Source organism: Acidisarcina polymorpha (assembly GCF_003330725.1).
GTDB classification, from domain to species: domain Bacteria; phylum Acidobacteriota; class Terriglobia; order Terriglobales; family Acidobacteriaceae; genus Acidisarcina; species Acidisarcina polymorpha.
In genome coordinates, this window is record NZ_CP030840.1 from 5608086 (window position 1) to 5632668 (window position 24583).

Annotated in this window: 21 protein-coding genes, 1 tRNA gene and 2 pseudogenes; 4 read left to right on the forward strand and 20 right to left on the reverse strand. The window is 56.0% G+C overall.

Features of this window, described 5'->3' with window-relative positions; genetic code table 11:
* Positions 1 to 213: 213 nt before the first annotated feature.
* From ACPOL_RS23905 to ACPOL_RS23915, 3 genes are all read right to left on the reverse strand, one after another.
* Positions 214 to 1548, reverse strand: coding sequence for a M48 family metallopeptidase (locus tag ACPOL_RS23905; protein WP_114209279.1), 1335 nt, complete (start codon positions 1546 to 1548; stop codon positions 214 to 216).
* A gap of 143 nt (positions 1549 to 1691) precedes the next feature.
* Positions 1692 to 2456, reverse strand: a complete 765-nt coding sequence (locus ACPOL_RS23910) for an ABC transporter ATP-binding protein (protein WP_275066495.1) — start codon at positions 2454 to 2456, stop codon at positions 1692 to 1694.
* A 191-nt stretch (positions 2457 to 2647) separates the two neighbouring features.
* Entirely contained in the window at positions 2648 to 4033 is a 1386-nt protein-coding gene (locus ACPOL_RS23915) for an efflux RND transporter periplasmic adaptor subunit (protein WP_114209280.1), read from the reverse strand.
* Between the two features lie 450 nt (positions 4034 to 4483).
* Between ACPOL_RS23915 and ACPOL_RS23925 the strand changes: the two genes are divergently transcribed.
* From ACPOL_RS23925 to ACPOL_RS23935, 3 genes are all read left to right on the forward strand, one after another.
* Positions 4484 to 6334 (forward strand): GWxTD domain-containing protein, encoded by a 1851-nt coding sequence (locus tag ACPOL_RS23925; RefSeq protein ID WP_114209282.1) that lies wholly within the window; start codon positions 4484 to 4486, stop codon positions 6332 to 6334.
* A 106-nt stretch (positions 6335 to 6440) separates the two neighbouring features.
* A complete protein-coding gene (locus tag ACPOL_RS23930; protein WP_236656991.1) occupies positions 6441 to 8153 on the forward strand; it encodes a carboxypeptidase-like regulatory domain-containing protein in 1713 nt (570 codons plus the stop codon).
* A gap of 168 nt (positions 8154 to 8321) precedes the next feature.
* Positions 8322 to 8397, forward strand: a tRNA-Lys gene (locus tag ACPOL_RS23935).
* A gap of 13 nt (positions 8398 to 8410) precedes the next feature.
* On the opposite strand, the gene ACPOL_RS33715 is transcribed toward ACPOL_RS23935, so the two are convergent.
* Entirely contained in the window at positions 8411 to 8563 is a 153-nt protein-coding gene (locus ACPOL_RS33715; RefSeq protein ID WP_161557539.1) for a hypothetical protein, read from the reverse strand.
* Positions 8564 to 8674: 111 nt separating this feature from the next.
* Positions 8675 to 9241, reverse strand: coding sequence for a TetR/AcrR family transcriptional regulator (locus ACPOL_RS23940; protein ID WP_114209284.1), 567 nt, complete (start codon positions 9239 to 9241; stop codon positions 8675 to 8677).
* Between the two features lie 265 nt (positions 9242 to 9506).
* Here ACPOL_RS23940 and ACPOL_RS23945 point away from each other — a divergent pair, with 265 nt between their 5' ends.
* Positions 9507 to 10304 carry a helix-turn-helix domain-containing protein gene (locus ACPOL_RS23945; RefSeq protein WP_236656992.1) on the forward strand — a complete coding sequence of 266 codons (798 nt, stop codon included), beginning with the start codon at positions 9507 to 9509 and terminating at the stop codon, positions 10302 to 10304.
* A gap of 1531 nt (positions 10305 to 11835) precedes the next feature.
* On the opposite strand, the gene ACPOL_RS23955 is transcribed toward ACPOL_RS23945, so the two are convergent.
* The 15 genes and pseudogenes from ACPOL_RS23955 to ACPOL_RS24020 all read right to left on the reverse strand — a co-directional run bounded on the left by ACPOL_RS23955 (position 11836) and on the right by ACPOL_RS24020 (position 24271).
* On the reverse strand, positions 11836 to 13752 hold the full coding sequence (locus ACPOL_RS23955; protein WP_161557540.1) for an ArnT family glycosyltransferase: 1917 nt from the start codon (positions 13750 to 13752) through the stop codon (positions 11836 to 11838).
* Positions 13753 to 14097: 345 nt separating this feature from the next.
* A complete protein-coding gene (locus ACPOL_RS23960) occupies positions 14098 to 14577 on the reverse strand; it encodes a MerC domain-containing protein (RefSeq protein ID WP_338026712.1) in 480 nt (159 codons plus the stop codon).
* A complete protein-coding gene (locus ACPOL_RS23965) occupies positions 14558 to 15121 on the reverse strand; it encodes a cation diffusion facilitator family transporter (RefSeq protein WP_150133119.1) in 564 nt (187 codons plus the stop codon). The genes ACPOL_RS23960 and ACPOL_RS23965 overlap by 20 nt, the downstream gene beginning before the upstream one ends.
* A 209-nt stretch (positions 15122 to 15330) precedes the next feature.
* Positions 15331 to 16023: a response regulator gene (locus tag ACPOL_RS23970; RefSeq protein ID WP_236656993.1), complete on the reverse strand. Its 693-nt coding sequence runs from the start codon at positions 16021 to 16023 to the stop codon at positions 15331 to 15333.
* 130 nt (positions 16024 to 16153) lie between these two features.
* A complete protein-coding gene (locus tag ACPOL_RS23975) occupies positions 16154 to 16648 on the reverse strand; it encodes a response regulator transcription factor (RefSeq protein WP_114209290.1) in 495 nt (164 codons plus the stop codon).
* A gap of 82 nt (positions 16649 to 16730) precedes the next feature.
* Entirely contained in the window at positions 16731 to 16943 is a 213-nt protein-coding gene (locus ACPOL_RS35775) for a response regulator transcription factor (RefSeq protein WP_338026802.1), read from the reverse strand.
* A 117-nt stretch (positions 16944 to 17060) separates the two neighbouring features.
* A pseudogene (locus ACPOL_RS35780) lies at positions 17061 to 17351 on the reverse strand (response regulator transcription factor); the annotation flags it as partial.
* 9 nt (positions 17352 to 17360) lie between these two features.
* Positions 17361 to 19370 carry a PAS domain S-box protein gene (locus ACPOL_RS23985; RefSeq protein ID WP_236656994.1) on the reverse strand — a complete coding sequence of 670 codons (2010 nt, stop codon included), beginning with the start codon at positions 19368 to 19370 and terminating at the stop codon, positions 17361 to 17363.
* A 742-nt stretch (positions 19371 to 20112) separates the two neighbouring features.
* A pseudogene (locus ACPOL_RS23995) lies at positions 20113 to 20571 on the reverse strand (HAD family hydrolase); the annotation flags it as partial.
* Between the two features lie 24 nt (positions 20572 to 20595).
* Complete coding sequence (locus tag ACPOL_RS34280; RefSeq protein WP_201758946.1) at positions 20596 to 20802, reverse strand: HAD family hydrolase; 207 nt, start codon at positions 20800 to 20802, stop codon at positions 20596 to 20598.
* Between the two features lie 43 nt (positions 20803 to 20845).
* Positions 20846 to 21400 carry a hypothetical protein gene (locus ACPOL_RS24000; RefSeq protein WP_114209294.1) on the reverse strand — a complete coding sequence of 185 codons (555 nt, stop codon included), beginning with the start codon at positions 21398 to 21400 and terminating at the stop codon, positions 20846 to 20848.
* Between the two features lie 25 nt (positions 21401 to 21425).
* Positions 21426 to 21959, reverse strand: coding sequence for an HdeD family acid-resistance protein (locus ACPOL_RS24005; protein WP_114209295.1), 534 nt, complete (start codon positions 21957 to 21959; stop codon positions 21426 to 21428).
* Between the two features lie 88 nt (positions 21960 to 22047).
* Positions 22048 to 22581 carry a DUF4136 domain-containing protein gene (locus ACPOL_RS24010; RefSeq protein ID WP_161557543.1) on the reverse strand — a complete coding sequence of 178 codons (534 nt, stop codon included), beginning with the start codon at positions 22579 to 22581 and terminating at the stop codon, positions 22048 to 22050.
* Between the two features lie 107 nt (positions 22582 to 22688).
* Complete coding sequence (locus tag ACPOL_RS24015) at positions 22689 to 23246, reverse strand: hypothetical protein (protein WP_114209297.1); 558 nt, start codon at positions 23244 to 23246, stop codon at positions 22689 to 22691.
* 47 nt (positions 23247 to 23293) lie between these two features.
* Entirely contained in the window at positions 23294 to 24271 is a 978-nt protein-coding gene (locus tag ACPOL_RS24020) for a YfdX family protein (protein WP_114209298.1), read from the reverse strand.
* Positions 24272 to 24583: the final 312 nt, after the last annotated feature.

A 24583-nucleotide genomic window follows, 5' to 3' on the forward strand; every position in this document is an offset into this window, starting at 1 on the left:
AGTTCCCGGCAAGTGCGGTCAAAGCGCAGTTGCCTGTTCCGGTTATCGGCGGCTTCGATAAGAAGTTGACTCGGCCGGGTGTGAGGGGAAGGGCTGTGCCTTAGGCAAAGCTTTCTTGCAGTCGGTGGTGGGCGGAGAAACGAGCCATTCTTGCCGACTCCGCAGGAAAATCAAAACGGCGAACCCAGGAATCTGACGGTATATTCGACTGGCTTATTGGTTGGGGAAATACTTCGACTGCGCGTTTGCCGTCCACGGGTCATAGTGCTTGGCGAACGAGGCGCGCCACCAGAGCGGAGGATGGTCGGCGGTCCAGAAGGTCACGAACGCTGAAGGATTCGGGGTAGCGAGCCCGTTCTCGCCGAGTAACTGAAATGCGGCCCGGCCCACCCTTTGAGGATCGGCGACGATGCCATGCACCACCTCCTGACCATAGATGTCAGCCGCGTGTTCGAGACTACGGCTGAACGCACTCTGAACAGGTTCGCCTAGAAAATCGATCAGGCTGAGAACCAGGACAAAGACGACCAACGCGGCCCAGTCGTCCTGGGTCCGGATGTGCCAACGTGGGCCGAAGCGAGCCAGCAAAAACTGGAAGAGATGAAAACCCAGGAAGAACGAGACGAGGATGAAGATAAACGCGAAGAGCATGCCACGGAGAATGTGCCCTAGGACATAATGTCCCATCTCGTGTCCGAAGATAAAGAGGATTTCGTCGGGACTCGCCTTGGCCAGGGATGTATCCCACACGACGATTCTTTTCGAAGCGCCAAAGCCGCTCACGTAGGCATTCAATGTTGTGACCTTGTCGGAGGCCTTCATGAGAAACATCCTCTCCGGAGGAATGTCGATACCCTTGCCCCGAGCGACGACGCGCTCGAGCTGAGTAACCAGTTCCGGATCGGAATGAGAGAGCGGCTCAAATTTATTAAAAAGGGGAGCGATCACGTAGGGCTCGGCAAAGACCGCCAGCAACGAAAACGCCATGGTGGGGATCCACAGCCAGAGCCACCAACGGCGCGGGAATCTGCGAATCAGATAAAACAGAAGCATCACGCCCAGTCCGCCGAAGAGATAGTTCAGGCCGAAGCTCTTTGCCTGGTCGGCGAGCCAGCTACCCCAGCCTTGAACGCTCAATCCGTAAGCCGATTGAACATGGTGCTCATAAACGTTGAGGGGAAGACTTAGCACCGTCATGAAGAGCAGAAACTCAAAGAAGAAAAGAAAGCACTGCACCCAGCGATTCTTTGAGAACCCGGCGCGGTTGGAAAGATTCATTGCCACATTGCGCATGCGCGCGGCAATGTGCCACTGGAGGGTGAGGAAGAGCGCAAGCATTCCCAACAGCGGGGTCCCGAAGGTCAATGCCACCCGGACACGAGCGAGGGCGTCGGATTGAGCTAACTTGTCAGGCGGCAGGACATAGGCGGAGTGGTCGCGCTCGGCCGCCGCTATCGCCGCGGCCTCGGTCGGGGTGGTAGCAGCGTTGACCGTGATCGCTGCGAAGAGGGTAAAGGTGAAGAGGAAAAGCAGAAAACGCAGATGCATCAGTCCTTCAGGCCGGGTCGAGTAGGGGTCAATGCTGCATCACTTAAACCGAGATGATTCAAATCGTACAGCGTAATGCAACGAGGCGTAAATGCAAACGAGGCATCGCAGGCATCGTAACGCGACGAGACAATCTGCTGGTTTTATTCTCCTGACCTGCGCACCCGGGAGGAGGCGACATCGGAGGCGATGACGCCATCGCGGATATGGACAATCCGGTGGGCGAACTCCGCGATATCGGGTTCGTGGGTGACCACGATGATGGTATTGCCGCGGGCGTGGAGTTCGTCGAAGAGCGCCATGATCTCGTCCCCGGTCTTCGAATCGAGATTGCCTGTCGGTTCGTCGGCCAGGATGATCGACGGGCGGTTGATCAGGGCCCGGGCGATGGCGACGCGCTGCCGCTGGCCGCCGGAGAGTTCGTTAGGCTTGTGATTCATGCGGCCTTCAAGGTTGACGGCGCGAAGCGCAGCGGTAGCCCGTTCAATGCGCTCCGCCGCGGGGGTGCCGTTATAGATCAGCGGCAGTTCGACGTTGTGCAGTGCGGAGGCCCGGGCAAGCAGATTAAAAGTCTGAAAGACGAAACCGATTTCGCGGTTGCGAATGCGGGCGAGTTCATCGTCGTTGAGGTCGCTGACAAGATGGCCATTGAGCCGGTAGGTCCCACGGCTAGGCGTGTCCAGACAGCCAATGATATTCATCAGCGTCGACTTTCCCGAGCCGGAGGGTCCCATAATCGCGACATACTCGTTGTGCCGGATCTTGAGATTGATCCCCTGGAGGGCATTCACCTGCTGCTCGGAACCCATATCATAGGTGCGCCAGATGTCTTCAACGACAATGACATCGCCCTGCGGCACGGTGACGGGTTTGGATGCATCCGCTTCGCTGATCATCTGGAGGGCCATCGATACTCCTGATTCTTTCCACTTCACTCTGTTCTGGAGCAACAGAGATACCGCTATTGTGTGCCTAGAACGACTCGCAATCTGCAACGAAGGACCGGCTCATCTCGACTTCAGTTTACGTATTTTCCAAGAGGCTAGTTCCGTGATTCGCTGTCTTCGCGGGCTGGCGGACCTCTCGAGGTGAAAAATACTCACGATGAACTCGAGTCAGCATCCTTGGTGACCGCCGGCGTGGTGTCGATTTTGACTGGAGCGCCATCTTTCAGACTTCTAAGGATGCGATAGGTACCGGTCACGATCTCGTCTCCAGGTTGCACGCCGCTGGTCACCTCAATATCGGTCGCGCCGGTGATGCCGGTGGTGATGGGAACGAAGACCGCCCGCAGCTTTCCATTTTGTTTTCGAAGCACGAAGACTCCTTGCTGCGGCTTCACGGGCGCGGTCGGGCCACTGCTCGCCGCGACGGTGGCCACGTGGCCCTGGGCGTCCTTGGCTGGAGGCGTATAGAGTGTGAGCGCCTGGATCGGGATGGTGACTGCATTCTCTTTCCTGGCCGTCGTGATCTTGGCGGTAGACGATAAGCCTGGGCGCAGCTCGTCGGAGGTCTGATCGATGGTCACCACGACCTTGAAGTCCTTGGCTTCCTCGGTTCCGCTGGTGCTCTGGCTGGTAGCGACGCCGGTTGAGCGAAGCAGCGCCTGGTCGCCGACTTCGGTGACGTGGCCTTTGAAGACCTTACCGGGGAGGGCATCGACACTGACGTCGGCGGGCTGGCCGAGGGCAACATTCACGATGTCGGTCTCGTCGACCTTGACCTCGGCGGTGATGACCGACATGTCGGCAAGGGTCATCAGCGTGGAACCCTGCGCATTCTGAATGCCGACGACGACGGTCTCTCCTTCGCGCACCGGCAGGTTAGTGACGATTCCGTTGAACGGAGCCTGGCTGACGGTCTTATTGAGGGAATCGACATTGCTGCGGAGTGTGGCGACCTGGGTGCCAAGATGACCGCGGGCGGAGTCGGTCTGGGCCTTGGCCTGGGCCAGGGCCGCATCGTTTTGGGCGACGGTTGCGACGGCGACGTCGTAGGCTGATTTCTTGGCGTCAAAATCCTGTTTCGAAACAAGCTTCTCATTGTAGAGAGACAGATACCGGTCGTAATCGAACTTCTTCTGTTCGAGGTCTGCCTTGGATTTCTCGAGGTTGGCCACCGCTGTATTCTCGGCCGCAATGTAGGAGGAAATGTCGGTCTTGGCGGCGGCGATAGCTGCCTTTTGAGCGTCCACATTGGCTTCCGGCTGAACATTCTCCACCGTGGCCAGGATCTGACCGGTCTTCACCTTATCTCCCTCTTTGACATAGAGGTGGGTGATCCGTCCGAAGGCAGTCGCGCCGATGTTGACGTACGTCTTTGGTTTGATTTGTCCGGTACCACTCACCACCGAGGCGAGATCCTGCCGAACCACCTTGCCGGTAATCACTTTAGTATAACCAGACTGGGCTCGAACCACGGTCAGCCCAATCAGCAGACCGGCAACGACCAAGACCGCAATGGCAATCAGGATATTCTTCTTCACGTTTCTCGTCCTGTGTTGGAGAGGTTAGTTAACAACAAGCTTTCCAGATCAGGTTGTCCAAGGCACTCGCTGCAATCGTCCCCCGCTGAAGGTAGCGAATGCGGGGCTAGTCCCGCCTCCACTCTTATCCTCACGCGGGGCAATGCTTGCAGTCAGATACGGTGGCCGTGCCATCGAAGTTCCCAGAAGCCCTGAGAAATCGGCATGCACGATCAAGACTTGATCAAGGCCGATTTGCAGGTTGACGTACAGAGATCGAGGGCTTTTCTGCAACGATCGCCGGCTTTTCTACGCAGTGAAAGCATAACAGGCTGCCGCGGCTCCTGGCAGGGAATCCGGATCGACACGGGTATTCAAGGAATTGACAGGGAATCGCACGAAGCAGCTTGAAACCCCACGCTTCAGGACTTAAGATCAAGAATGCAGAAGAAGTAGGAGTAACGAGCCTTTATGTTAACGTCCTCTCAGTTCCAGGCCATCCCTGTTGCATCATCAAAGACTTCCTCTTCCGCAAAATTATGGATTGCCGCACTTGGCGCATTGCTGTTCAGCGGAGTACCGTTCGGAGTAGCGCAGCAACCTTCCACCCCTCCGGCCGCGGGTGGCGCCAGCAATGCCCCGGCCGCCAGCCAACCTGCTGCCAGCCCGGATCCAAAATTGGCTACCCGCCCTGCGGATGCTTCGACCCCGGACTCCGGCCAAGATGATCCACTCAAGCGCAAGCTATCCGACAAGGAAAGGTTCAAACAGCAGAAGGACGTCAGAGAAGAGCTGAAGGGCCCGTACAAGAAGTGGGTGAATGAGGACGTTCACTGGATCATCACCGATCAAGAGTTGAAGGCCTTCAAGAGCTTGAGCAATGACGAGGAGCGGGATAATTTCATCGAGCAGTTCTGGCTCCGCCGGAACCCGAACCCTGATTCTCCTGAAAACGAATTCCGCGAAGAGCATTACCGCCGCATCGCTTACGCCAATGAGCATTTCGCCGCCGGCAAACCTGGCTGGAAGACCGATCGCGGCCACATGTATATCTCCTTCGGCAAGCCGGACAGCATTGATGCTCATCCGAGCGGCGGCCAGTACGATCGCCCGCAGGACGAAGGCGGCGGCTCGACATCGACCTTTCCTTTTGAGATCTGGCACTACCGCTACCTGGAGGGAGTCGGCGACAACATCGATATCGAATTTGTCGACACCTGTATGTGCGGCGACTACCACATGACTATCGACCGGTCGGAGAAGGATGCGCTGCTGCATACTCCCGGAGCGGGTCTGACTCAGCAGGAAGAATTGGGGCGTTCGAAGAAGGCGGATCGATTCAACGGCGGTCTTGAAAATCTGGGTGCGGGGCCCATGTCCAGCAGCAACCAGAGCAAACAGTTCGACCGCATTGAGTTGTTCGCCAAACTCCAGGCGCCTCCGCCAATCAAGTTCAAGGATATGGACCTTGAGGCGTACATGAGCCAGCACAAGCTTTTGAATGGACCCTACTTCCCGTTCGATGTGCGCACCGACTATGTGAAAGTGACCGATGATACGGTGCTGGTTCCGGTCACACTGCAGATCAAGAACCGCGATATCACGTTCAGCTCCAAGGACGGGGTTTCCAAGGGCGAGATAACCATCCAGGGGCGGGTCACAACCATTACCGGCCGTATCGTGCAGAGCTTTGAAGACACGGTTTCCGTCGAGGAACCAAGCGAGCTGATGGCAAAGGTGCTCGACAACGCGAAGGTCTATTGGAAGGCGCTGCCGTTGCGTCCCGGCCGTTATCGTATCGACATCGGCATCAAGGATGTCAATAACCCCGACCACGTCGGTCTCTGGGCACAAGCGGTTGAGGTTCCCAAATATGATGAGGACAAACTCTCGGCGTCCTCGCTTATCCTGGCGGACAAAATGGAGCGGGTCCCGTCGAAGCAGATCGGCACGGGAAACTTCATTATCGGGAATACCTACATTCGTCCCAGGGTGATGCAGACGGAAGCCACCCCGGCGACTTTCAAGCGCGACCAGCGGCTGAATTTCTGGATGCAGGTTTATAACCTGGGCATCGATGAGAAGAGCCGGCAGAACTCGGCCACGATCCAGTACGAAATTATCAATTCGGCAACAAACCAGTCGGTCTTGAACAGCTCCGAAGACAGCAAGAATCTTGGGGCAAACCAGGACCAGGTTACTCTCGAAAAGTCGATGCCGTTGGACAGTCTGACGCCAGGGAAATACACGGTCAAGATCTCAATCAATGACAGTATTTCGAAGCAGACCATTGCGCAGAGTGCTCCCTTTACTGTTGAATAGGTGGAATCAGTGGAAAGACGGCCATCAGAGCTGTCATCCCTTCACTTTTCTGTCAATACTGAAGTCTTATTAGGGAACCAGGCTAGGGAGCAAACAACGACTCAGAGTGACCGGAAGATTCTCCAGATTCGGTAGTATGGTGGCGCTGCTCGTTGCGGTTGGCGCAATCGCCCTGAACGCCCCTCACATGAGCGCTCTCGACGAGCCAACCGCGCTCACCGGGATCGTGCGAGATGGGCGGGGTGTACCTCAGGCAGGAGCTACCGTCGAGCTACTTCGGCCCGACACTTCGGTGGTGGCGAGCGTCTTCACCGACGAATATGGGCGATTTCTTTTAGCCCACCTGATTCCCGGCACCTACAGCCTGAAAGCCACAGGCACCCTCTTCCTCCCCACCCTGAGGGAGAACCTTCAAGTATTGGCCCATCGCCGTATGGCGGTGAATCTGACATTGTCTACGGTGGTCGAAGCATTCCAGTGGCTGCCAGCCAAACGCCGGACCGTGGATGAACCGGATGATGAATGGGCCTGGACGTTGCGCTCCTCCGCCAATCGGCCGCTGTTGCGAATGCTGGAGGACGGTCCCCTGGTTGTCGTCTCCGACATGGATACGGCGCCGGTGCTCAAGGCCCGGGTGATCTTGCATGGCGGGGCGAACGAGTTCGGAGAAGGAGGACTGCATCATGCCTTCGAGATCGAACGTTCGCGACAGGACGACCGCCGGCTCATTCTGCGCGCGGATATAGGGTCAAGTGAAGGAGCGTCCATCGCCTCCGCCGAGACGCTGGTCGGCTATGAGCGTCAACTGACGCCCGACAACATCATTCGTACCGTGGCCGCAATGCAGGACTTGCCCGGAATCCAACAAACGTCCGTTCAGCAGGGGATCCAATCTCTGGTTCTGCGTAGTTCGGAGACGATGACGCTGACGCCTTTTCTCGATGCAGAACTTGGCAACGAGTTTGATGCGCTGCGCGGCGCAAGCACCCAGATCGCGAATCATCCGTTCGGAGCGATGACCTGGAGAGGCGGGGATATTGCGGTCTCTTACCACTTCGCCACTGCCCGGAATGCTCAGAGAGCGAATGAGCTGGATCAGGCCAGCTCGGTCATGCCGACAATCTCCGAGTCTCAGGGGACGCTGCGGATGGAACGGGCTCTTCATCAAGAGTTTCAGTTGGAACGCTCCGGCGAACGGACCCGGTATGAAGTAGCCATCTACCGTGACCGGATTGCGCACCCCGTTGTCAACGGAGGAGGAGACCTGTCCGTAGCCGACCTGAATAGCGGATACGTCGTCTATGATCCGGTGACTGAGCTGCTCAATGTGGCTGGTGGCGATTACATCACCAAAGGAGTGGTTGGCGACCTGAAGAGCCGTGTTCGCGGCGAGACCTGGTTCACCTTGAGCTTCGCCGATGGCGACGCGCTGACGATGCCGAAGTTCAGTCTTCCACCGAACCTGCAACAGGGATTGACGACCCTGAAGCCGCGCCACACGCAGATGTATGCGGCTTCGTTGACCGGCCGGGTGGCCTCGAGCGGCACCCATTGGCGAGCTTCCTATCGCTGGCAGCCCGAGGATACGGTGACCGCCGTTGCTCCCTTCGATATGACCGCGCCCGATGCTTATCTAAGCCTGCTTCTTCGGCAGCCTCTGCATTGCGGACACCTGCTGCCAAATGGCATGGAAGCTCTTGTGGACGTCAGAAATCTTCTCGCCCAGGGCTACCGGCCGTTTGTCACCAGCGATGGCAGCACCCTCTATTTCGCTCAGGCCGATCGTTCGGTGCGGGGCGGTGTTTCGTTTACCTTTTGAACTCAGCTTTACTCCTGGATACCCTTCAACCCCCCTGTGAAGAAGGCACAACCTCGCGATTCGATGCTATTATTTGGAGGTGGGAAGTTCTGTGCTCCAGAGAGCCAAAAGCCGGAGCGAAACTTTCCTCGATTTGCAAGCAAACCCGCTCCCCGCGGGTAGGTTCAAGGACGCGTAGCTCAACTGGCAGAGCATTCGACTCTTAATCGACAGGTTGAAGGTTCGATTCCTTCCGCGTCCACCATCATTCAAAAGACTTACTGGATTTTACCCGTTGAGTGCGTCACCGCTTGCAGCAGCAGGTCCGCAATCTTGACGTTCCACTTGGCGGCGGTGTATTCGCGCGCAATGAGGCGGGCGAGGGTGGACCTCTTGAACTGCTTATAGTAAGCGGCGATTATCAGCGACATATATGGGAAATCGCTCTCATTTCTTATGAAGCTCAACTGTAAGCGAGGGGTTTGGTTCCGTAAATCGCCAATGCGGTTTTCTATTGCCCGGAAAACTGAACTTCGGGAAACTTACGGTCGGCCAACAAGCTCCCTGATAAGGGCTTTAGCGTTGCTGAGGATGGCGCTGGCGATGGCCGGCTCCGGCGCGATTTCAGCAAGCGTGACAGCGCCCACGAGCGTGCTGAGAATGCCGCCTGCAGTCACCAAAGCTGCACGCTTTGTCCGGTTTTCGAGACGACTTGCAATGAGCTGAACGATGCGCTGGTAGCCGTTGATGGCAATTGCCCGCACTTGCGGGTCCGAGTGGCGGAGTTCGGCGCCAATCATAGCGAGAGGGCAAAGGTAGGGCTTATCGGCGACTTGCGACTGCCCCAGGTAGACAGAAACAATTATCTCAATGGCCTCGGACGGCGATTTGCCCGTTGTCTCGCCCTCTAACATGGCGTAGGCACGGTCAAACGCTGTGCCACTTGCTAGAGCAATGAGTTGGTCCTTGGATTGGAAATGGCGATAAAACCCACCGGGCGTTAGACTTGCACCGGCCATAATGTCGCGCATTCCCACGGTTCCAAGACCTTTGTCCAAAAACATCTTGGTGGCAGTCGAGAGAATCCGCTCTCTTGTTTCCGCTGTCATGGCCCGGGACTTTCGCAAGTTACCTCTCTATAGAAAATACTTTGCACCTTTAGATTACAGGTGTGCTCTAAAGATGTAAAGGGACTCTGTTCCCAAGCGTCATCTGTGGAAGGGTTTGGGTGCGAACATGGATACTTCCGCCAAAGTCCCTGCTTTCTGGAATCGATTCACCGAAAATATGTACCTTAGAAATTCGATCACCGCGAAGGTCAGGATATCCGACCGTTCCATGTTCCGGTTCGGGAGGGTCGGGAGCAGCGAAGGTTTGCCAGAAATTACACGTGCGTCGGGTCTTCCGAGTGACTACTTGGTTACATTGCAGCTCAAGGCAATACCTTTTCTCGAGCAGTTTCTTGGCGCCAAGAAGGTTGCGAGCGGTTTTTACCCAATTGGCGGCGTTAGTGTACTCAACTTACAAGAAAGGCCAGCGATTTTGCTTCCCAATCCCTTCGACACGCTGGTGCTCCATGTAACTCAATCAGCTCTCGATGAGATCGCCTATGCCCACAAGATACCGCGCGTCGATCAATTGGTTTGGCCGCATGGGCATTTGGATCCTGTCGTATACCACCTAGGACAGACTCTCGTTGCCTCGCTCGATCAACCCAATCACACATCGAAGGTTTTCCTGGACCATATTTTGCATGCTCTGAATTGTCATATTGTCAGTTCGTATGGCGGTCTGAGAATATCGACCCCGCGCTCTCGAGGTGGGCTCTCTCCTCTCCAGATGCGAAGAGCGACAGAGTTCCTGGAGGCGCATCTAGACGGCAATATCAACCTCGATCAGGTTGCAAGAGTGTGCGACTTATCGGTAAGTCACTTTGCTCGGGCCTTCAGGCAAACCTTTCGCAGGCCGCCTTACAGGTGGTTGATTGAACGCCGCGTAGCCAGGGCCAAAGACCTTATCGCGACTTCCCACCTGCCCCTTGCCCAGATCGCCATTCAGTCTGGATTTTCAGACCAAGGTGCACTGAACCGCTCGTTCAAACGAATCATCGGGCTACCGCCGGGAAAATGGCGGGGCGAGACGACCCGGGGCCGCCGCGGTTCAGGAAGTTAAGGGCGTCCAGGCGGTTGGGGGTCCGTTGGTTAGAACGCCTGAACGCCTGCCTGAAATACCGGGGGATTTACCGGGGGGTTCCGGTAGTAATCCATTGGAATTCATCAGAAAGGCGCCAGGATCGGAGATCTCCTAAACTGTTGATTTAATGAGTGCATCGGAACACATCCGAATTTGTATAAGTATGCTTCTCGTCATCTCTTAATCGACAGGTTGAAGGTTCGATTCCTTCCGCGTCCACCATCATTCAAAAGACTTACTGGATTTCACCCGTTGAGTGCGTCACCGCTTCCGGGAAATAGCGGTGGGCTATTCCTCGAATCCCCGTTTCCGACGGAGTTTGCCGCAGCTTCCACTGCGCGCGTTTTGCTGTCATCGTCGGGGTGACAATAGTGCTTCGACATGTCAACCATTGAGTTCTTGCTCCAGCCGACCAACTCGCCAACCATTGTGATCGGCACGCCTCGTTCGATCGCGCGAGCTACTTTTGGTTGACACCTGTAACGCTAAAGGGCGACATGTTACGCAGAAAGCCCGCGTTGCAACTTGCAAGCAGGAACTGGCAGGAGTGGCGCACGCGTTCGGCTGGCAACTGTCGACAAAAAATTGGGCCATAAGCTTGCACCTCCCATGGTTAAGCTTCGAGGGGCATGCTGTGTTGAGGGGGAATCTTACCAGGTCCGAAGAGATTCTTTCATTCTTTCGGACTCATCTTTAACGGCGGACCACCAAGCACGAAAGATACGCATAAGCAGTTTCAAGGGGGAAGGTTATCCTGTCTCCCGGAGTTAAAGCTGCGAGGCTCTTCGGCCTCTTGCAGTGGATCGTAAGCTTATGCAACTACTAGTGGCAAATGCTGACGATGATTGCGGCGAGTACTGCTACGGCAAGGCAGAAAGGAACAGGGTTTTGGCGAGCATCGTACTCCCCATTCCACAAAAAAAGAGCTGCTATGTGTTTCATGCGACCACCTTCTAATCAGTGCATTCTCGTAGATCTACAGCTGTCGGTGAATAGCACTTTGGTGGTACACAGGCCGGAGCGCCCGTAAAGCGCTCTCGGAAATTGGACTTGTGCGAGGAGTACCACTACTGACGCGCGAAGGTTCCGCGCGCGGTTCATGAGTATTGCGGTGGCGGGACTTGATTGTCACGAAGCATACTCTCATCTCGTGCTGGACACTTTGCTGTTTACCCATGAACTGTGTGTGTCCAAGCTTACGGAAAAAGGGCTTTTCTCACGGTCTCTGACACAATATCTACGAAGACCTTCTGTGCGGATTCTATGTACCCCTCGCCCCCAAACAGACCATATTGCTCGGCCCAAAAACGTAGTGTTCTGGTATGCGATCCGGGAAGTTTGTTCCCGGTCCTCATCGCCGCTAGCGTGCTGGGTAAGAGGAACGATCCGGTAGCAGAGGAGCTCTTTTTATCGGCCCCGATTCCTCCCGCTTCGCAGATGGTTCGTTGACCCCTCTGGCGAGCTGGTTCCGAGAAGGCTCGGGAAGAGCTTCTCCTCTGATGACTGCGACCTATCCTTTGGGCCTGGAGCTTCTTTCTGGTTTCCGCGTCTTTGCCGCCTGGGCGGTCAAACGGTCCCAAGTCGGCTGAAGCTGTTGTGGATCGCGGATGCAATTGAGAAACGTGAGCCGGAGATCTCCGGAAGATGGACCACTCGCGAAATCGCGATAGTTTTCTGGCAATGGTGGACCGCCAGGACTTCCCGCTGGCGGAATCACACGCGGGAGTTGGAAGGCATACATGCTGCCACCTGCAAGGGCGTCATGCGGGATCTGCAGCAGCCAGAGGCAGTTGTGACTTTCCTGAATCAAGTTGGCGGAGACAAAGGCCCACTGGCCGCCGTCCTCCGGCGCAGCCTTCTGACAATTCCATAATCTCCCTTGATGGACATACACCGAAGGATCGGAAAATCCATACGAATCAATCAAGACGTGGGTCAGACCGCGTTGCTGTACGAAGTTCTCGACATCGAGAAGGCCCTGATTCCAGTCGAGATTCGAATCGGCCACCAAGAGGTAGCCGGGACGCCCTCCGCTTAACGAGTTCAAGAATGGAAGATAGTAGGGATAGGCGCGAACTGCCGTGATAACCGATGCCAGCGCCAATGCGACCGTGAGCGAAAGGCAGGCGCCCGCGGCGCGCCAACCTGAATGCCTCAGTTGATTCAGTGTGCGCGGCAACGGGGCCAGCAGTAGGATCATCAGCGCCAACGAGACAGAGAAGTGGCGAATGCTGAACTGAAAACGGCTGAGGATGCATGCGCCGGTGAAGACGATAAGGGAAACCCACATCGCCCGCCAATGCAACTCCAGCCCTTCCGATATCACAGCGAGGCGAACCGGACGGAACTTCGCAACGAGGCCAACGACCAGCGCGAGAACGAGCAGGAGGAGGAAGGCCAGCGAGGATTTCAGCAAGAACAAGGCCGGAAAGAAGAACCAGACGCCGTGCGGGTATGAGTGCCCCAAAATGAAAGCAGGCGGTTTCCCGGTGAATGCGAAGAGCGCCAGGCCACGCAGGTATATCCAGGGTGGCATTAGTAATCTGCGCAGCAGCAGCGCCGCCATGTTTGTCCCTAGAACACCCAGAGAGTCGGTTGGCTCATTCCGCGAGAGGACAAAGTAAACGGCATAGACGACCAGTGCAGCGAGCAAGATGCCCTTCGTCAAACTCCACCTGCGGGAACGCCGCCATGCCCGAAGCTCTACCTCACCTTTCGGCTGTTGCGGTACCGGAAGCCAGCGGAGGCTGAGTATGAATGCAGGGAAACAGAAAAGCAATAATCCCGCGGAAAACTTCGAAAGTAGTGCAGCACCGAAGGCGAAGCCGAATCGCAGAACCGTCCCTCGAGATGGCGCCCGCCACATGTCTGCAAATGCCCACAGCGTGACCACAACGAACAGTGTGATCGCGATGTCGGTCAGGACTAGAGGGCCGAATGCCAGCATCACAGGCATGGTGGCGTAGGCGCATAGGCAGAGCAGTCCGCCCCACTGATCGCCGATGCGAGCTCCATAAAGAAAGAGAACGATCCCCAGAACGAGTGTCAGAAGAAGCATGGGCTGCCGTGCCCAGAAAACCGTTGCGATCGGGTCATTCCACCGGGTGATCAACCAGTGGCCGAATATCCATTCGCCGAAATACTGCTTGAACAGTCCACTTCCGCTGAACGCCCAGGATAAGTGGGAGTAGTCCGCGTGTACACCGCGAACAACGAGCGGCAGCGCGGCCAACACCTTTGCCAGCGGCGGATGTTCCTCGTTCATCCGCATATCCAGCTTCTGCAGATAGCTCACGCCAGCACCGATGTGGGCTATTTCATCAAACGTGATGGACTCACGTCGCGCAGCCCCGTCCGCAAGCACGGCCATCAAAGCCAGGAGCAAAATCGCACCGGTAAAAACTATTGTTGATGAGGGTGACTTCATACGTGCCATCCAGATTACAGAATGATGAGTGGATTAGGCGCGTCCACGAAAGATATCTCCCGTTAAATGGTCAGCGTTCCGAATTCAGCCCCCACTTGGACGAAGAGCAAGCCTCTCGGAGAGAGGCTACCATTGCGAGCAAGGCCCACCCACGTCTCGAACGATTGGCCCTCGAGCCTGTCGGGATACCGTTCCCGGCCGGCGACTAAGGGCTGTCGCAGGACTTCAGCCGTGCATCACTTCGGTGATGGCACATAACTCGAACCCGCGCCGCCCAACAGCCGGCGTCTTCTCCTCACCTTCTCGACCTATTACAATGCCAGGCCGCCAAGGAAGGACGACCTTTCAGCGGGCAGACGCGCAACCACAGGACCTGCAGAACGTGTGATTGAGTCGATGAGCTGCGATCATGAGACCGCTGCCCAACATGGTGATTGCCACTTCGTACGTGTGCGAAGGCAACCTGTCCCCGAACCAGGCTGATCCTGCGATGCAACCAACACCGCCCGTCATCAAGAGCAAAATCGAAGCGCGGCGATGTCTTCTAAAACCAATTAAAAGGGCAATCGTTCCAAATAGCGCAACCAATACAGCAAGGCTGCGATGGACACGCTCCTCCGCCGGCAGGAAGTGCGCCAGAACCGTCGAAAAGGAGAGCAAGATAGGCGTGAGAAGGCAATGGACGATGCACAGCGCAGAGGTCCAGACGCCCATCCTGTCCGCCCATACCCTTGAACCGCTAGCCGAAACCCGAGCTTCCAGAGTCATTGGTTCAGCGTACTCAGAATCTATTCGCAATTGCAACTTAGCAGCAAGAACAGCCATAGCCTCTTCGAGCGCGCCTGGCTTCCACGATCAGGATGGGCACAGCGAGAAGAGCGGCTGCCTGATCGATCCAATGGGGACCAGAGGCATCCCGCAGAAGCAGGCCAGCCAGGGTAAGCGCAGCCAGATAGGCACAGGTCGCGGATTGCACGGAGTCGGCACGTAGTGCCTTGTTCCCTGTTTGTGCTGCAATCGCGCGCTTCTTTTGGGCAAGTAGCGGCATAAGCAACAAGGCTCCTCCTGTGATCGCAATGCCGAGCTTGCTTGTGTCTGCCTCTACCCGGTGGAGTAGACCGGCGATGGCGATCACGAAGACCACGCCGGCCAATGCATAGAGCAGCGAGCCGCAGAACTGAGCTGCGCGCAGCTGCGAGATGCGAAAGCGAGGTGTGAACTGGAGGAGGACCACACCCGCCGAAATCACCTCAACGAGACTATCGGAACCGAAGGCCAGAAGAGAGACGCTCCTGGCCTGCCAAGCTGCAAACAGCGCGACTGAGCATTCGATCAACATCCAGGCGAGTGTTACGACCTGCAAGGACACGATCGTTTTTTGCGATGTTCCAAAAGTGCCAGCAGTCCAAGTCATGGCGAAGCGGCGAACAACCGTCCTTAGCTTCTTTTGACTATATCGTATGCTCGACGAACCTCCTTGTCGTAGTGGCGCCTTGGTGTAGAACCTTACTGAGAGTGCCCCCTTCCATCTCTGAGCAGGAATGCACCATCAGACGCCAGGGTTATGCGCCAAGCTGATCACGCGGCCGCGACCGGATCCATATGTACGAGGCCCCGTCTCACGGCTACGTTAATCGCTTCCGTGCGTCCGGTCACATTAAGCTTCTCCAGAATATGCGTCATGTGTACCTTTACCGTCGCTTCACTTATATCCAGCACCACGCCGATCTCCTTGTTGCTTTTACCGTTGGTAACCGCTCGGAGGACTTCAATTTCCCTAACCGTCAATCCGCGGTCGGCGACTCTCTTTCCTAGCTGGGCGGCGACTGCAGGAGGAATCCACCTCTTGCCTTGCGCCACGGCACGAACACATTCGACGAGCTCATCGAGCGATGTATTCTTAAGAAGATATCCATAAGCGCCCGCTTTCAGCGCTCGATAGATATCTTCCTCTCCCTGACACGTGGTGAAGATGACAAGCCGCGCTCCCGGCACTTTCGCGCTGATAGACCTTACTACCTCGATTCCATCCATCTGCGGCAATCTAAGTTCGATAAGAGCGACATCAGGGGGCTGCGCAAGATACCTTTCCACCGCTTCTCGCCCGTTGGACGCCTGCGCGACGATATGCATGTCGGACCTGCGATTGATGAGCGCCGCAAGCCCTTCGCGCACAATCGGATGATCATCCGCGATCAGCAGTGTATATGGATTTTGAGGGAGTTCTAACACTTCCGGGTAATCATTAACAACGCTACCAATAGTCGACACGTGGATCCTCCAATATGTTGCGGGCATTACTTGGCGTAATCCTCCCGAGAGATACCACAAAGTGGGGGAAACTGACGAGGATCTCGGGCTTACGACATCTGCACGTGTGCAAATGCAAAGCACGAAGAGGTCACTGATTTTTTATTTCCGCCAGCTTGAGGGCGGTGTGAACTGCGTTAAGCAACGAGTTATCCTCATACGGTTTGCCGAAGAACGCAACCGCTCCTGCCTGCACGGCCTCCTGTCGTACCTCTGGTTCGTCATTCGCGGAAACAAATACTATGGGCAATCGCCTCTCTTCTGCGGCCAATAGTCGATCCAGGTCAAATCCGCTCATACCAGGCAGGCTTATATCCAGAATGATGCAGGTAAACTCGTCGTAATTGCTGGCGTTCAGGTAATCCTCCGCCGAGGCGAAAGTCTGAGTCGTAAGTCCCGCGGATCTGAGGAGTCTTTCGAGAGACCCGCGCATCCATCGGTCATCATCTACGATCGCTATGAGTGCGTTCTCAGCCACGGCTTCCGTCCTTGCCCCTAAACCCTTGCCGGCCGGTAGATTCCGACTCGGATAGGCGGGGAAAAGGTTAGCAAAGCGTTCTTGAGTACCGGCGTCTAGTAAAACCATCTGTCCGACTTGCCTCACTGAAAGCAACCCTAACGCCGGCGCCAAGGCCTGTCTATTGGACGTTGGTCCTATACGGGCGGCATCAATTGGAACTTAGTCCGAGTTTCTCCGCCATGTGGATCAGATCGGGGAGTGATTCAGCCTTCATCTTGTGCATGACCTGACCACGATGGACCTTAATGGTCTTTTCGCTTGCGTCGAGTTGTGCGGCGATCTGCTTGTTCAGTAGACCGCTGGTCACGAGAGGAAAGACCTCTCGCTCCCGCGGGGTGAGCAGGGCATGTCGTTGTTGCAAGATGCGCACCTCAGCGCTGTGCTGTCTCATCAAGCGGTGTTGTTCGATCCCACGGTGGATCGCTTCCAAGAGATCCTGCTCGCGGAAAGGCTTGGTAAAGAACTCCATGGCGCCGGCCTTCATGGCTCGAACCGACATTGGGATGTCGCCGTGGCCGGTAATGAAAATAACCGGAAGATCGATCTTCTCGACAGCGAGTTCGCGCTGAAGATCCAGCCCGCTCAGTCCGGGAAGCCGAACGTCTAGAACCAGGCATCCTGGTCCGTTGGGTCGCTCGGATCGGAGAAATTCCTGCGCGGATGCGAATGTTCGGGCCTCGAGGCCAACCGATCGCAGCAGTCTCTTGAGAGATATGCAAACTGAAGGCTCATCATCCACGACAAACACAATTGGAGGTGCTTCGTTCACGCCAGGCCCCTATGCCATGCCCGGTAGGGAAAAGTGAAAAGTCGCACCATGGGTTGCCGGGTCACGACTCGCCCATAACCGCCCGTTATGCGCTTCGATGATCGATCGGCTGATGGACAGGCCCATTCCCATTCCACTTGCCTTCGTGGTGAAGAATGTATCGAAGATACGTTCGAGATGCTGGGGATCAAGGCCCGTACCATAATCCTTCACGGCGACCTCCAGGCCTAATTCACGCCGCTCGGAACGGATCACGAGAACTCGCGGGCGATCCAGAATCGCATTCATCGCCTCGATACCGTTCATGATCAGGTTCAGCAAAACCTGTTGTAACTGCACTCGATCACCCAGTACCGGCGGCAATTCAGTCCGTAGTTCCGTCCGGAGGGAAATATGCTGCTTTTTCAGAACGCCAGTGGTGAGAGCGAGCACCTCACGAATCACCTGATTTATGTCCAGCAGGCTCTTCTGCGGAGCGTTCTTCTTCAGCAGCGAGCGAATGTGAGAGATGATCTCCGCCGCCCTGGTTCCCGCCTCCGCGATGTCGATCACCGCCTGTTGCACCTCTTCAAGATCAGATTCCGGATTCGCCAGAATCCTTCGGGCGGCGTTCGCGTTGTTGACGATTGCTGCGAGCGGTTGATTGATTTCGTGTGCGATCGAAGCGGTCAGTGCGCCCAGCGTGGATGCTCTGACCACCCGCGCTAGTTCATCGTGGGCAGCCTGAACGGCCTCTTCAGCGAGTCGGCTTTCGGTCAGATCGCGCGTGATCTTGGCGAATCCAATCAACGCTCCCTTTTCGTCCTGCAGCGCGGTGAGAATCGCATTTGCCTGGAAGCGGGTCCCATCTTTGCGGAGCCGCCACCCATTTGCCTCGTACCTGCCCGCAGCAGCCGCCTCCCGCAAGGCCATCGCCGGCTCGCCTTTGCGCAAATCCTCATCGCAATAGAAGCAGGAGAAGTGTTGCCCGATAATCTCCTGCGCCTGATATCCCTTCAGGCGTTCCGCTCCAGTGTTCCAGCTGGTTACAAATCCCGCCGAGTCCAGCATGAAAATTGCGTAATCCGTGATGCTGTCCACCAAGAGGCGAAATCGCTCGTCACTCCGGCGCAGGTCTTCGGCGGCCTGTCTGCGCTCAGTAACGTCCAGAGTCAGGCCGATCATCCGGAAGGGTTGGCCTGCGGCGTCACAATGAGTACGTCCCTTGCTGAGGAGCCAGCGAAGCTGGCCATCCTGTCGCTGCATCCGATACTCGGCATCGAATTCTCCGCCGGGTCGAAGTGCTTCGCGAATCGCCAACTTCACCGCTGTACGGTCCCCGGGATAAATCAGTGCGACGAAACGTGCCTCATCCAACTTTTGGTTGTCTGGCTCAAGGCCAAAGATGCGAAAGGTCTGATCGGACCATACTGCCCTGTCCGTGCGGGGATCCCAGTCCCAAAGGCCCAGCCCTGAGGCCTGCTGCGCGAGGCGGAGCTGTTCTTCACTCTTCCGCAGCGTCTGCTCTATCCGCTTTCGCTCGCCAATTTCGAGTACCAGATCTTCATTAAGTTTTTTCAGCTCCGCTGTCCTCGCCTCGACCCGGCGTTCCAGCTCTGCATTCGCTCGACTCAACTCCTTCTCCGCGCCACTGCGCTCTGCGATCTCAAACCGTAGTAGCGCAGGACTGGGCAGTGCTACGGCATGAGGGACCAGCCTTACGAGCAGGATCGCAGTGATGACGGAGGCGATGGCGGTAATTGCTTTGATCGATCCGGACAGCCAATAGTCCGCATGCCAGAGAGTCCACACTCCCATCGCGTGTGTGCTGCTGCCGGCAAGAATGAAAATGCCGAAGCATACAAACATCCAGTGAAAGGGGAGATCTCTGCGTTTGACGACAAAGTAGGCGAGCGTGAACGGGATGGAAAGGTAGGAGAGCGCAATCAAGGCGTCGGAGATGACGTGCAGCCACACCAGCCCAGGGTCCCACAAATAGTAATGCCCATACGGCGTATCCGAGCCGGATGAGAAAAACATCTTCAGGACTTGCATCGTACACCCACGGCGTTTCATTTGGCCCGGACAAAGGAAAACAGCAATCCGGTGGTTCAGGAAAGAACAATATAGCGCGCACACTGGCGGTCTGAACAACCGTAGTCTAAATAGAGGGGGTTCGTTATGGCCGTCATTCGGTCTTTACTTGCAACGCAAGGTGCTTGACGGAGGGAAGAGTCTGAAAGTTTCAGGAGATAGATCAATAAAACTAACTGGCGCCGCCATGGGTGTCTGCCGCGGTTTGCAGAGCGCACACGAATAACTTTCGCCCAGCTTCAACACTTAGTTGGCGAGGAATGTGCAAACAATCTCTCACACCGCGTGGTCACTCTGGGTTGAAGGGGACATGGCGGTCAATCCCGAGGAACCAGCGATCAATGTCGAACGGGATTATGTCTGCAGGAACGTGGAATCAGATGGCCGGCCTTGCGCCTCCCATCGCGTGGGCTACATCATACGACAATTCTGCGGCGATTGCTCAGGCGCTGTGGCGTTTCCCGGGTTGACCTCGCGACTATTCGTGATGCGAAGCCCGGCTGCCTACTTGCAGCGGCATTTAAAACTTTTTTGCTATGGCCAGAACTCGTGAGAACCGGATGTACTCCCACCCGTCGCTCAGGCTTTTTCAACTAATGCTCCGTGGCTATCTTGGAGAATAGGTCCCTGGACCCGGATGCAAGAGTGAGCCCATAGTTCACCACCAATCGCTCGTCAAGAGTCCGCCCTAATCCACGGTTCGAACACCGACTTCATCGAGGTGACTTAGTAAGTCGGCCGGATCCTGGTAAACGCGATAGGCTCCTACCTGCTCCAGTTCTTCTTTTCCATAGCCTCCCGAGAGCAGGCCGATGCCCAAACAACCGGCTCGTCGAGCCGCCAGCAGGTCCCACACACTGTCGCCGACAACCATGGCTCTCCCGACAGGCACATTGAGTCGCTCCGCCGCGGCCAAGAACAGATCGGGATCTGGCTTAGCGCGTTGAACTTCCTGCCCTGTGATCACTGTAACCTCTGCTCCTATTGCCAATCTTTCGAGTGCTGAACGGGCTCCTTCGGGACGCCCACTGGTTGCGATTGCAAAGGGCACCCCGGTTTTGCTTAGTTGTTGTAAGAGATCGCGAGCGCCCGGAAGCGGCTGAATCGCTCCTTGGTACCGCTCGTACGCGGCCGCATGTCGCTTTTGGAGATCCTGCGCCTGCTCGGAGGTTCACCGCTGGCCGATCTCCCGGCTGAGCGCCTGGACCAGCAGACCGCCACTCATGCCGATGCGACGATGAATACGCCAAACGGCCAAAGACAGGCCCATCTCTTCCAGCGCCTCGTGCCACGCGAGAACATGTTGATAGACGCTATCGATGAGCGTGCCGTCAAGATCAAAAAGAAATGCAGGAGTATGACCGCTGCCTTGATTCATCGTCGCTGCTCCTTCTTCGCATATCTATGCAGCCGAAACGCGCCTAATTCTCCGAAGCTGTTAGCTTCCTTTTTAGCTTTTCGATATCGGTCATGCTCTTCTCGTATTCAAACAGGGCGGAGATCATGGAAGAGAGCTGGTTGGCCGACTCCGCATTTTTCTGGAGGTATTGTGCGTAAGTCTCGGACAGAGGGCGGGCCTTGTTCTGGTTAAGATAGTTGATCGCGGCCGTAGTATTAGCTGATAGCTCCTTCACCAGGGGGAGCACTCTCTCGACAGCCTGTTCCTGCAATTCGGACCCGGACTTCTCGGCCTTACTCAACTTCTCAGCGATGATGGCCATGTTATCTACATGTCCCTTGACTTTAGCGAGCATCAAGGCATGCGTTACCCAATTTTCGTCATTCAGGATAAGCGCCTGTGTCTCGTTGGCATCTGCCGCCAATGCAAGCGCCTCGGCGTTTGCATCGGAGAGAAGTTGCGTCAACTGTTGGCTATCATCTCTCGAGGCGTAGGCATGCGACTGAAAAATGAACAGCGTTACGAATGCCACGAGGATCAAAGGCTGCTTCTGCAAGTGCGAGGTTCTCATATCCATAGAGTTCTTTCCTTCCGCTTTGCCATCAGATCTGCTGCCGACCGATTGGGAAGGTCATCCTCGCGATGCCGCTGAACAACAGGCTGATCCCCACCAACGTGCCCACGGCCCACAACGAGCTTGACGGCCAACGGAAGAAAATGAGGCCAGCCAGCAGCAACGATACGAGACCATCGATGAGAAACCAGACTGCTCCACGCAGCCGTCGAAGGAGGGAGAAAACGATGAGCTCGAAGGCCCCCTCGATCGCGATGTAAAAGGCAAGCACCAGCGTGAGCGTGACCACTCCGGCGATGGGTAACACCAGAATGTAAAGAGCAGCGATTACATATACGAGCCCTATAAGCATCTGCCATAGGATTGCACCGCCGCCTCGTTCCGACCAGGCGTAAACCCGATGCGCTACACCGGCGAACAGGATCAACCATCCAAAGAAGACACTGGCTGCAATGCCGGCAAAGAACGGCGCAGCGATGGCGAAGACTCCCGCCAGAAAAAGCAGGGCCCCCACAAAAATGGACCACCCCGCGGAACGTGGATGGATAGCTGGCGTATTCATTAGTTCCTCCCTAGCGCCGTCTTGATGGCGACATGCAGGTTTCCGCCGGTCCGCCGTTAACTTTACGGCGGACCGGCGGATACAGGAGCTACATGGACCGAGGCGGAAATTTACTGAACATCTTGTCTACGGCTTTTTGTAGCTTCTTGGTATCTTTATCCGGCTTGTCGGAAAGTTGGTCATGCGCCAGGCCACGCCACAGGAGATGTTTTGAGCCACTGTCATAGATATCCACGACCAGGGTTCCAACCGGTATATTTTCAACCGTCGTCGTCGCCATCCCGTCTCCCCAGCCATGCCATCTCCAGCCCGGCCCCAGGCTTGTGTAGAAGGTGTTGTATTCCTCCTGATTTTTCTTGATTGCCACTGCCGTCACGGTTGTGTCACCCCCGGTAGGCACCTGTTGCCACCCTTTTGCCTGTAGAGCCCGATCCACCGCATCGCGGATACGTTGCTCGAAGAGCGGATCTTCCGCGTGTACGTGTCCCCATGAATAGCTGTGGTATTGCTTGAAGTTGGCGGAGTGGTCATAGTCAGTCTCCACTTTTTGCGCCAACGCTGGAATCGACAGCACGGCAATGGCAAGAGCCGCTGTCACTGCAATCCGTTGATGAAGTTTCATGCCGAGACCTCCGTGATGTTGTTGTTGCATCGATCTGACTTCCTCTGAACACAGCGCAAGACGATGAACATCCGACTGAATGGCCGCTGATACCAAGGTACGGCCACTTAGTTATGAGGCATCTCAATCTTGTCCTGGAGCGCCTCAAGTGTTGCTCTCGTGCGGTCGTACTTAACGAAAGAGGAGATCATATCCGCGAGTGCGTGAGCTGTGTCAGCATTTTGCTGAAGATATTCCTTATAGTCTTCTGATACCGGACGAATCTGGTTCTGGTTCAAATGCTCAATAGCGGCGGTCGTATTGGCGGCGATGTCCTTGAGCAAGGGAACCATGCGATCAATCGCCTCCTGCTGCCACGGAGAGGCCTCATCGCGTTCGCTCTGCAGCTTTTCCAGGATCTTCCCCATATTGTTTACATGGTCCCGAATACGGTTCAGCACGGTGGCATGAGATTGCCAGCTGACGTCGTTGTTGAGCAGAGAGGTCATTTCTTCCGCGTCGCGGGCCAGTTCGTAAGCTTCGCTTCTCGCAGCATCAAGCTGGGCGGCAACCTGAGTATTGGGCGGCTTCCGGGTAACTGATCTGAGAACGGGCGGCAGAAGCGCGATGGAGGTAACTAATGCGACCGTCAGCAGGCGGGATACTTTCCTGGATAGAATTGACATAGGAATTTCCTTTCTGTTCGGAACTGCAATGATCGTGTGTTTTGCCTTCAGTGCCGTTCCTGATTTGATTGCCTGTTGAAGAGCGGAGACAGGTCGTCCTTCAGTTTGGAAAAGAGCGAAGCGGTGTCCCCATTGCCTTTCAGATCCTTCTCGAGTTGCGCGATATCGGTCTTCAGCGCGGCATACTCGAGGGCGTCGGCCGCGTAGCCGAGATCCTGACAGCGTTGCAGCTGATTTGTAGCGGTTGTCAGCAATGTTTGTGCCGCGTTCTTGTCCTTCTGGCTTTGCTCTTGCGCTGCCGCGATTGCTGCTCGCCCAAGTACAACCGGAATGGGCGTAATTCTTTCAATGATTGCCAAAGTGTTCAGCGCCGTTAGCAGAACCTCGCTTGCCTGATCGTTCTGTCCTTGGTCCAGAAGACGGGCCGCATCCTTGAGGGCCGTCGGATAGGTGGCCAGCGGCAGGTTGTAGATACGGACGCGAATTTCGCTGGTCAGCGAATAGAGAATGAACCGCGCGGTGGGATAATCCTTCGCCTTTACCGCCGCGGCCAGCCCACGGTTCAGCGTCTGGATAGCTTGCTCGTCAACCGGCGCGGCATCGACGACCTGAACTTCGGACGCCACCGGGGTCAGCGCGGCCGCCGCATTGCGAGCCAACAGAATATTGATCTTCCCCGTGGCCGCCTCGATAGCAGCAAGCGCATCGCTTTTGTTATTAGCCGCGATTGCATCGATTGCGGACCTCGTTTGATCAATCGCAGCTATCGCATCCTGATCGAGTGACTGGTCTGCCTGGTCTTTGGCGCTTTGGCGTTCTTTCTCAACCTCGGGACGCACCTGCTTTTCAGCAGATTGCCGCTGCTGGTCCAAATTTGGTTGGGATGAGGTTTGCGCCTGCGTTTGCGGTTTTACCTGCATGGTATTGGCAGCGGTAGGGCGAGAGCTGCAACCCGCAATCAATATCAAGCAGGATGTAAGGAAGAGCGCAATCGTATGTCCGTAGATGTAGATGGTTTGTCTCATAACGGCCTTCTCTACCCCTCTCGATTGACTCAGATGTGAGCTCGACTTCTGCTGCCACGACACGATTACAACCAGACTGAGTCACTGATCCGGGATGTTAGCCACGCTGCGCGCGCAAAACAATTCGTCGCTAGCACGATGCCCGAGTGAAGACACGTGCTTATACAAAGTTCTATCTAGTAGCGAATAAGGCCGTAAAACTTTGGTGCTAGAGCAGACGGCTGGGACCGGCCTCTGCGGTGATGGTGTTACGGGGTAGTGGATTCTAAACGTAGGTTCTTCTCGCGTATAGGGAAATGGTCGTATGGTCCC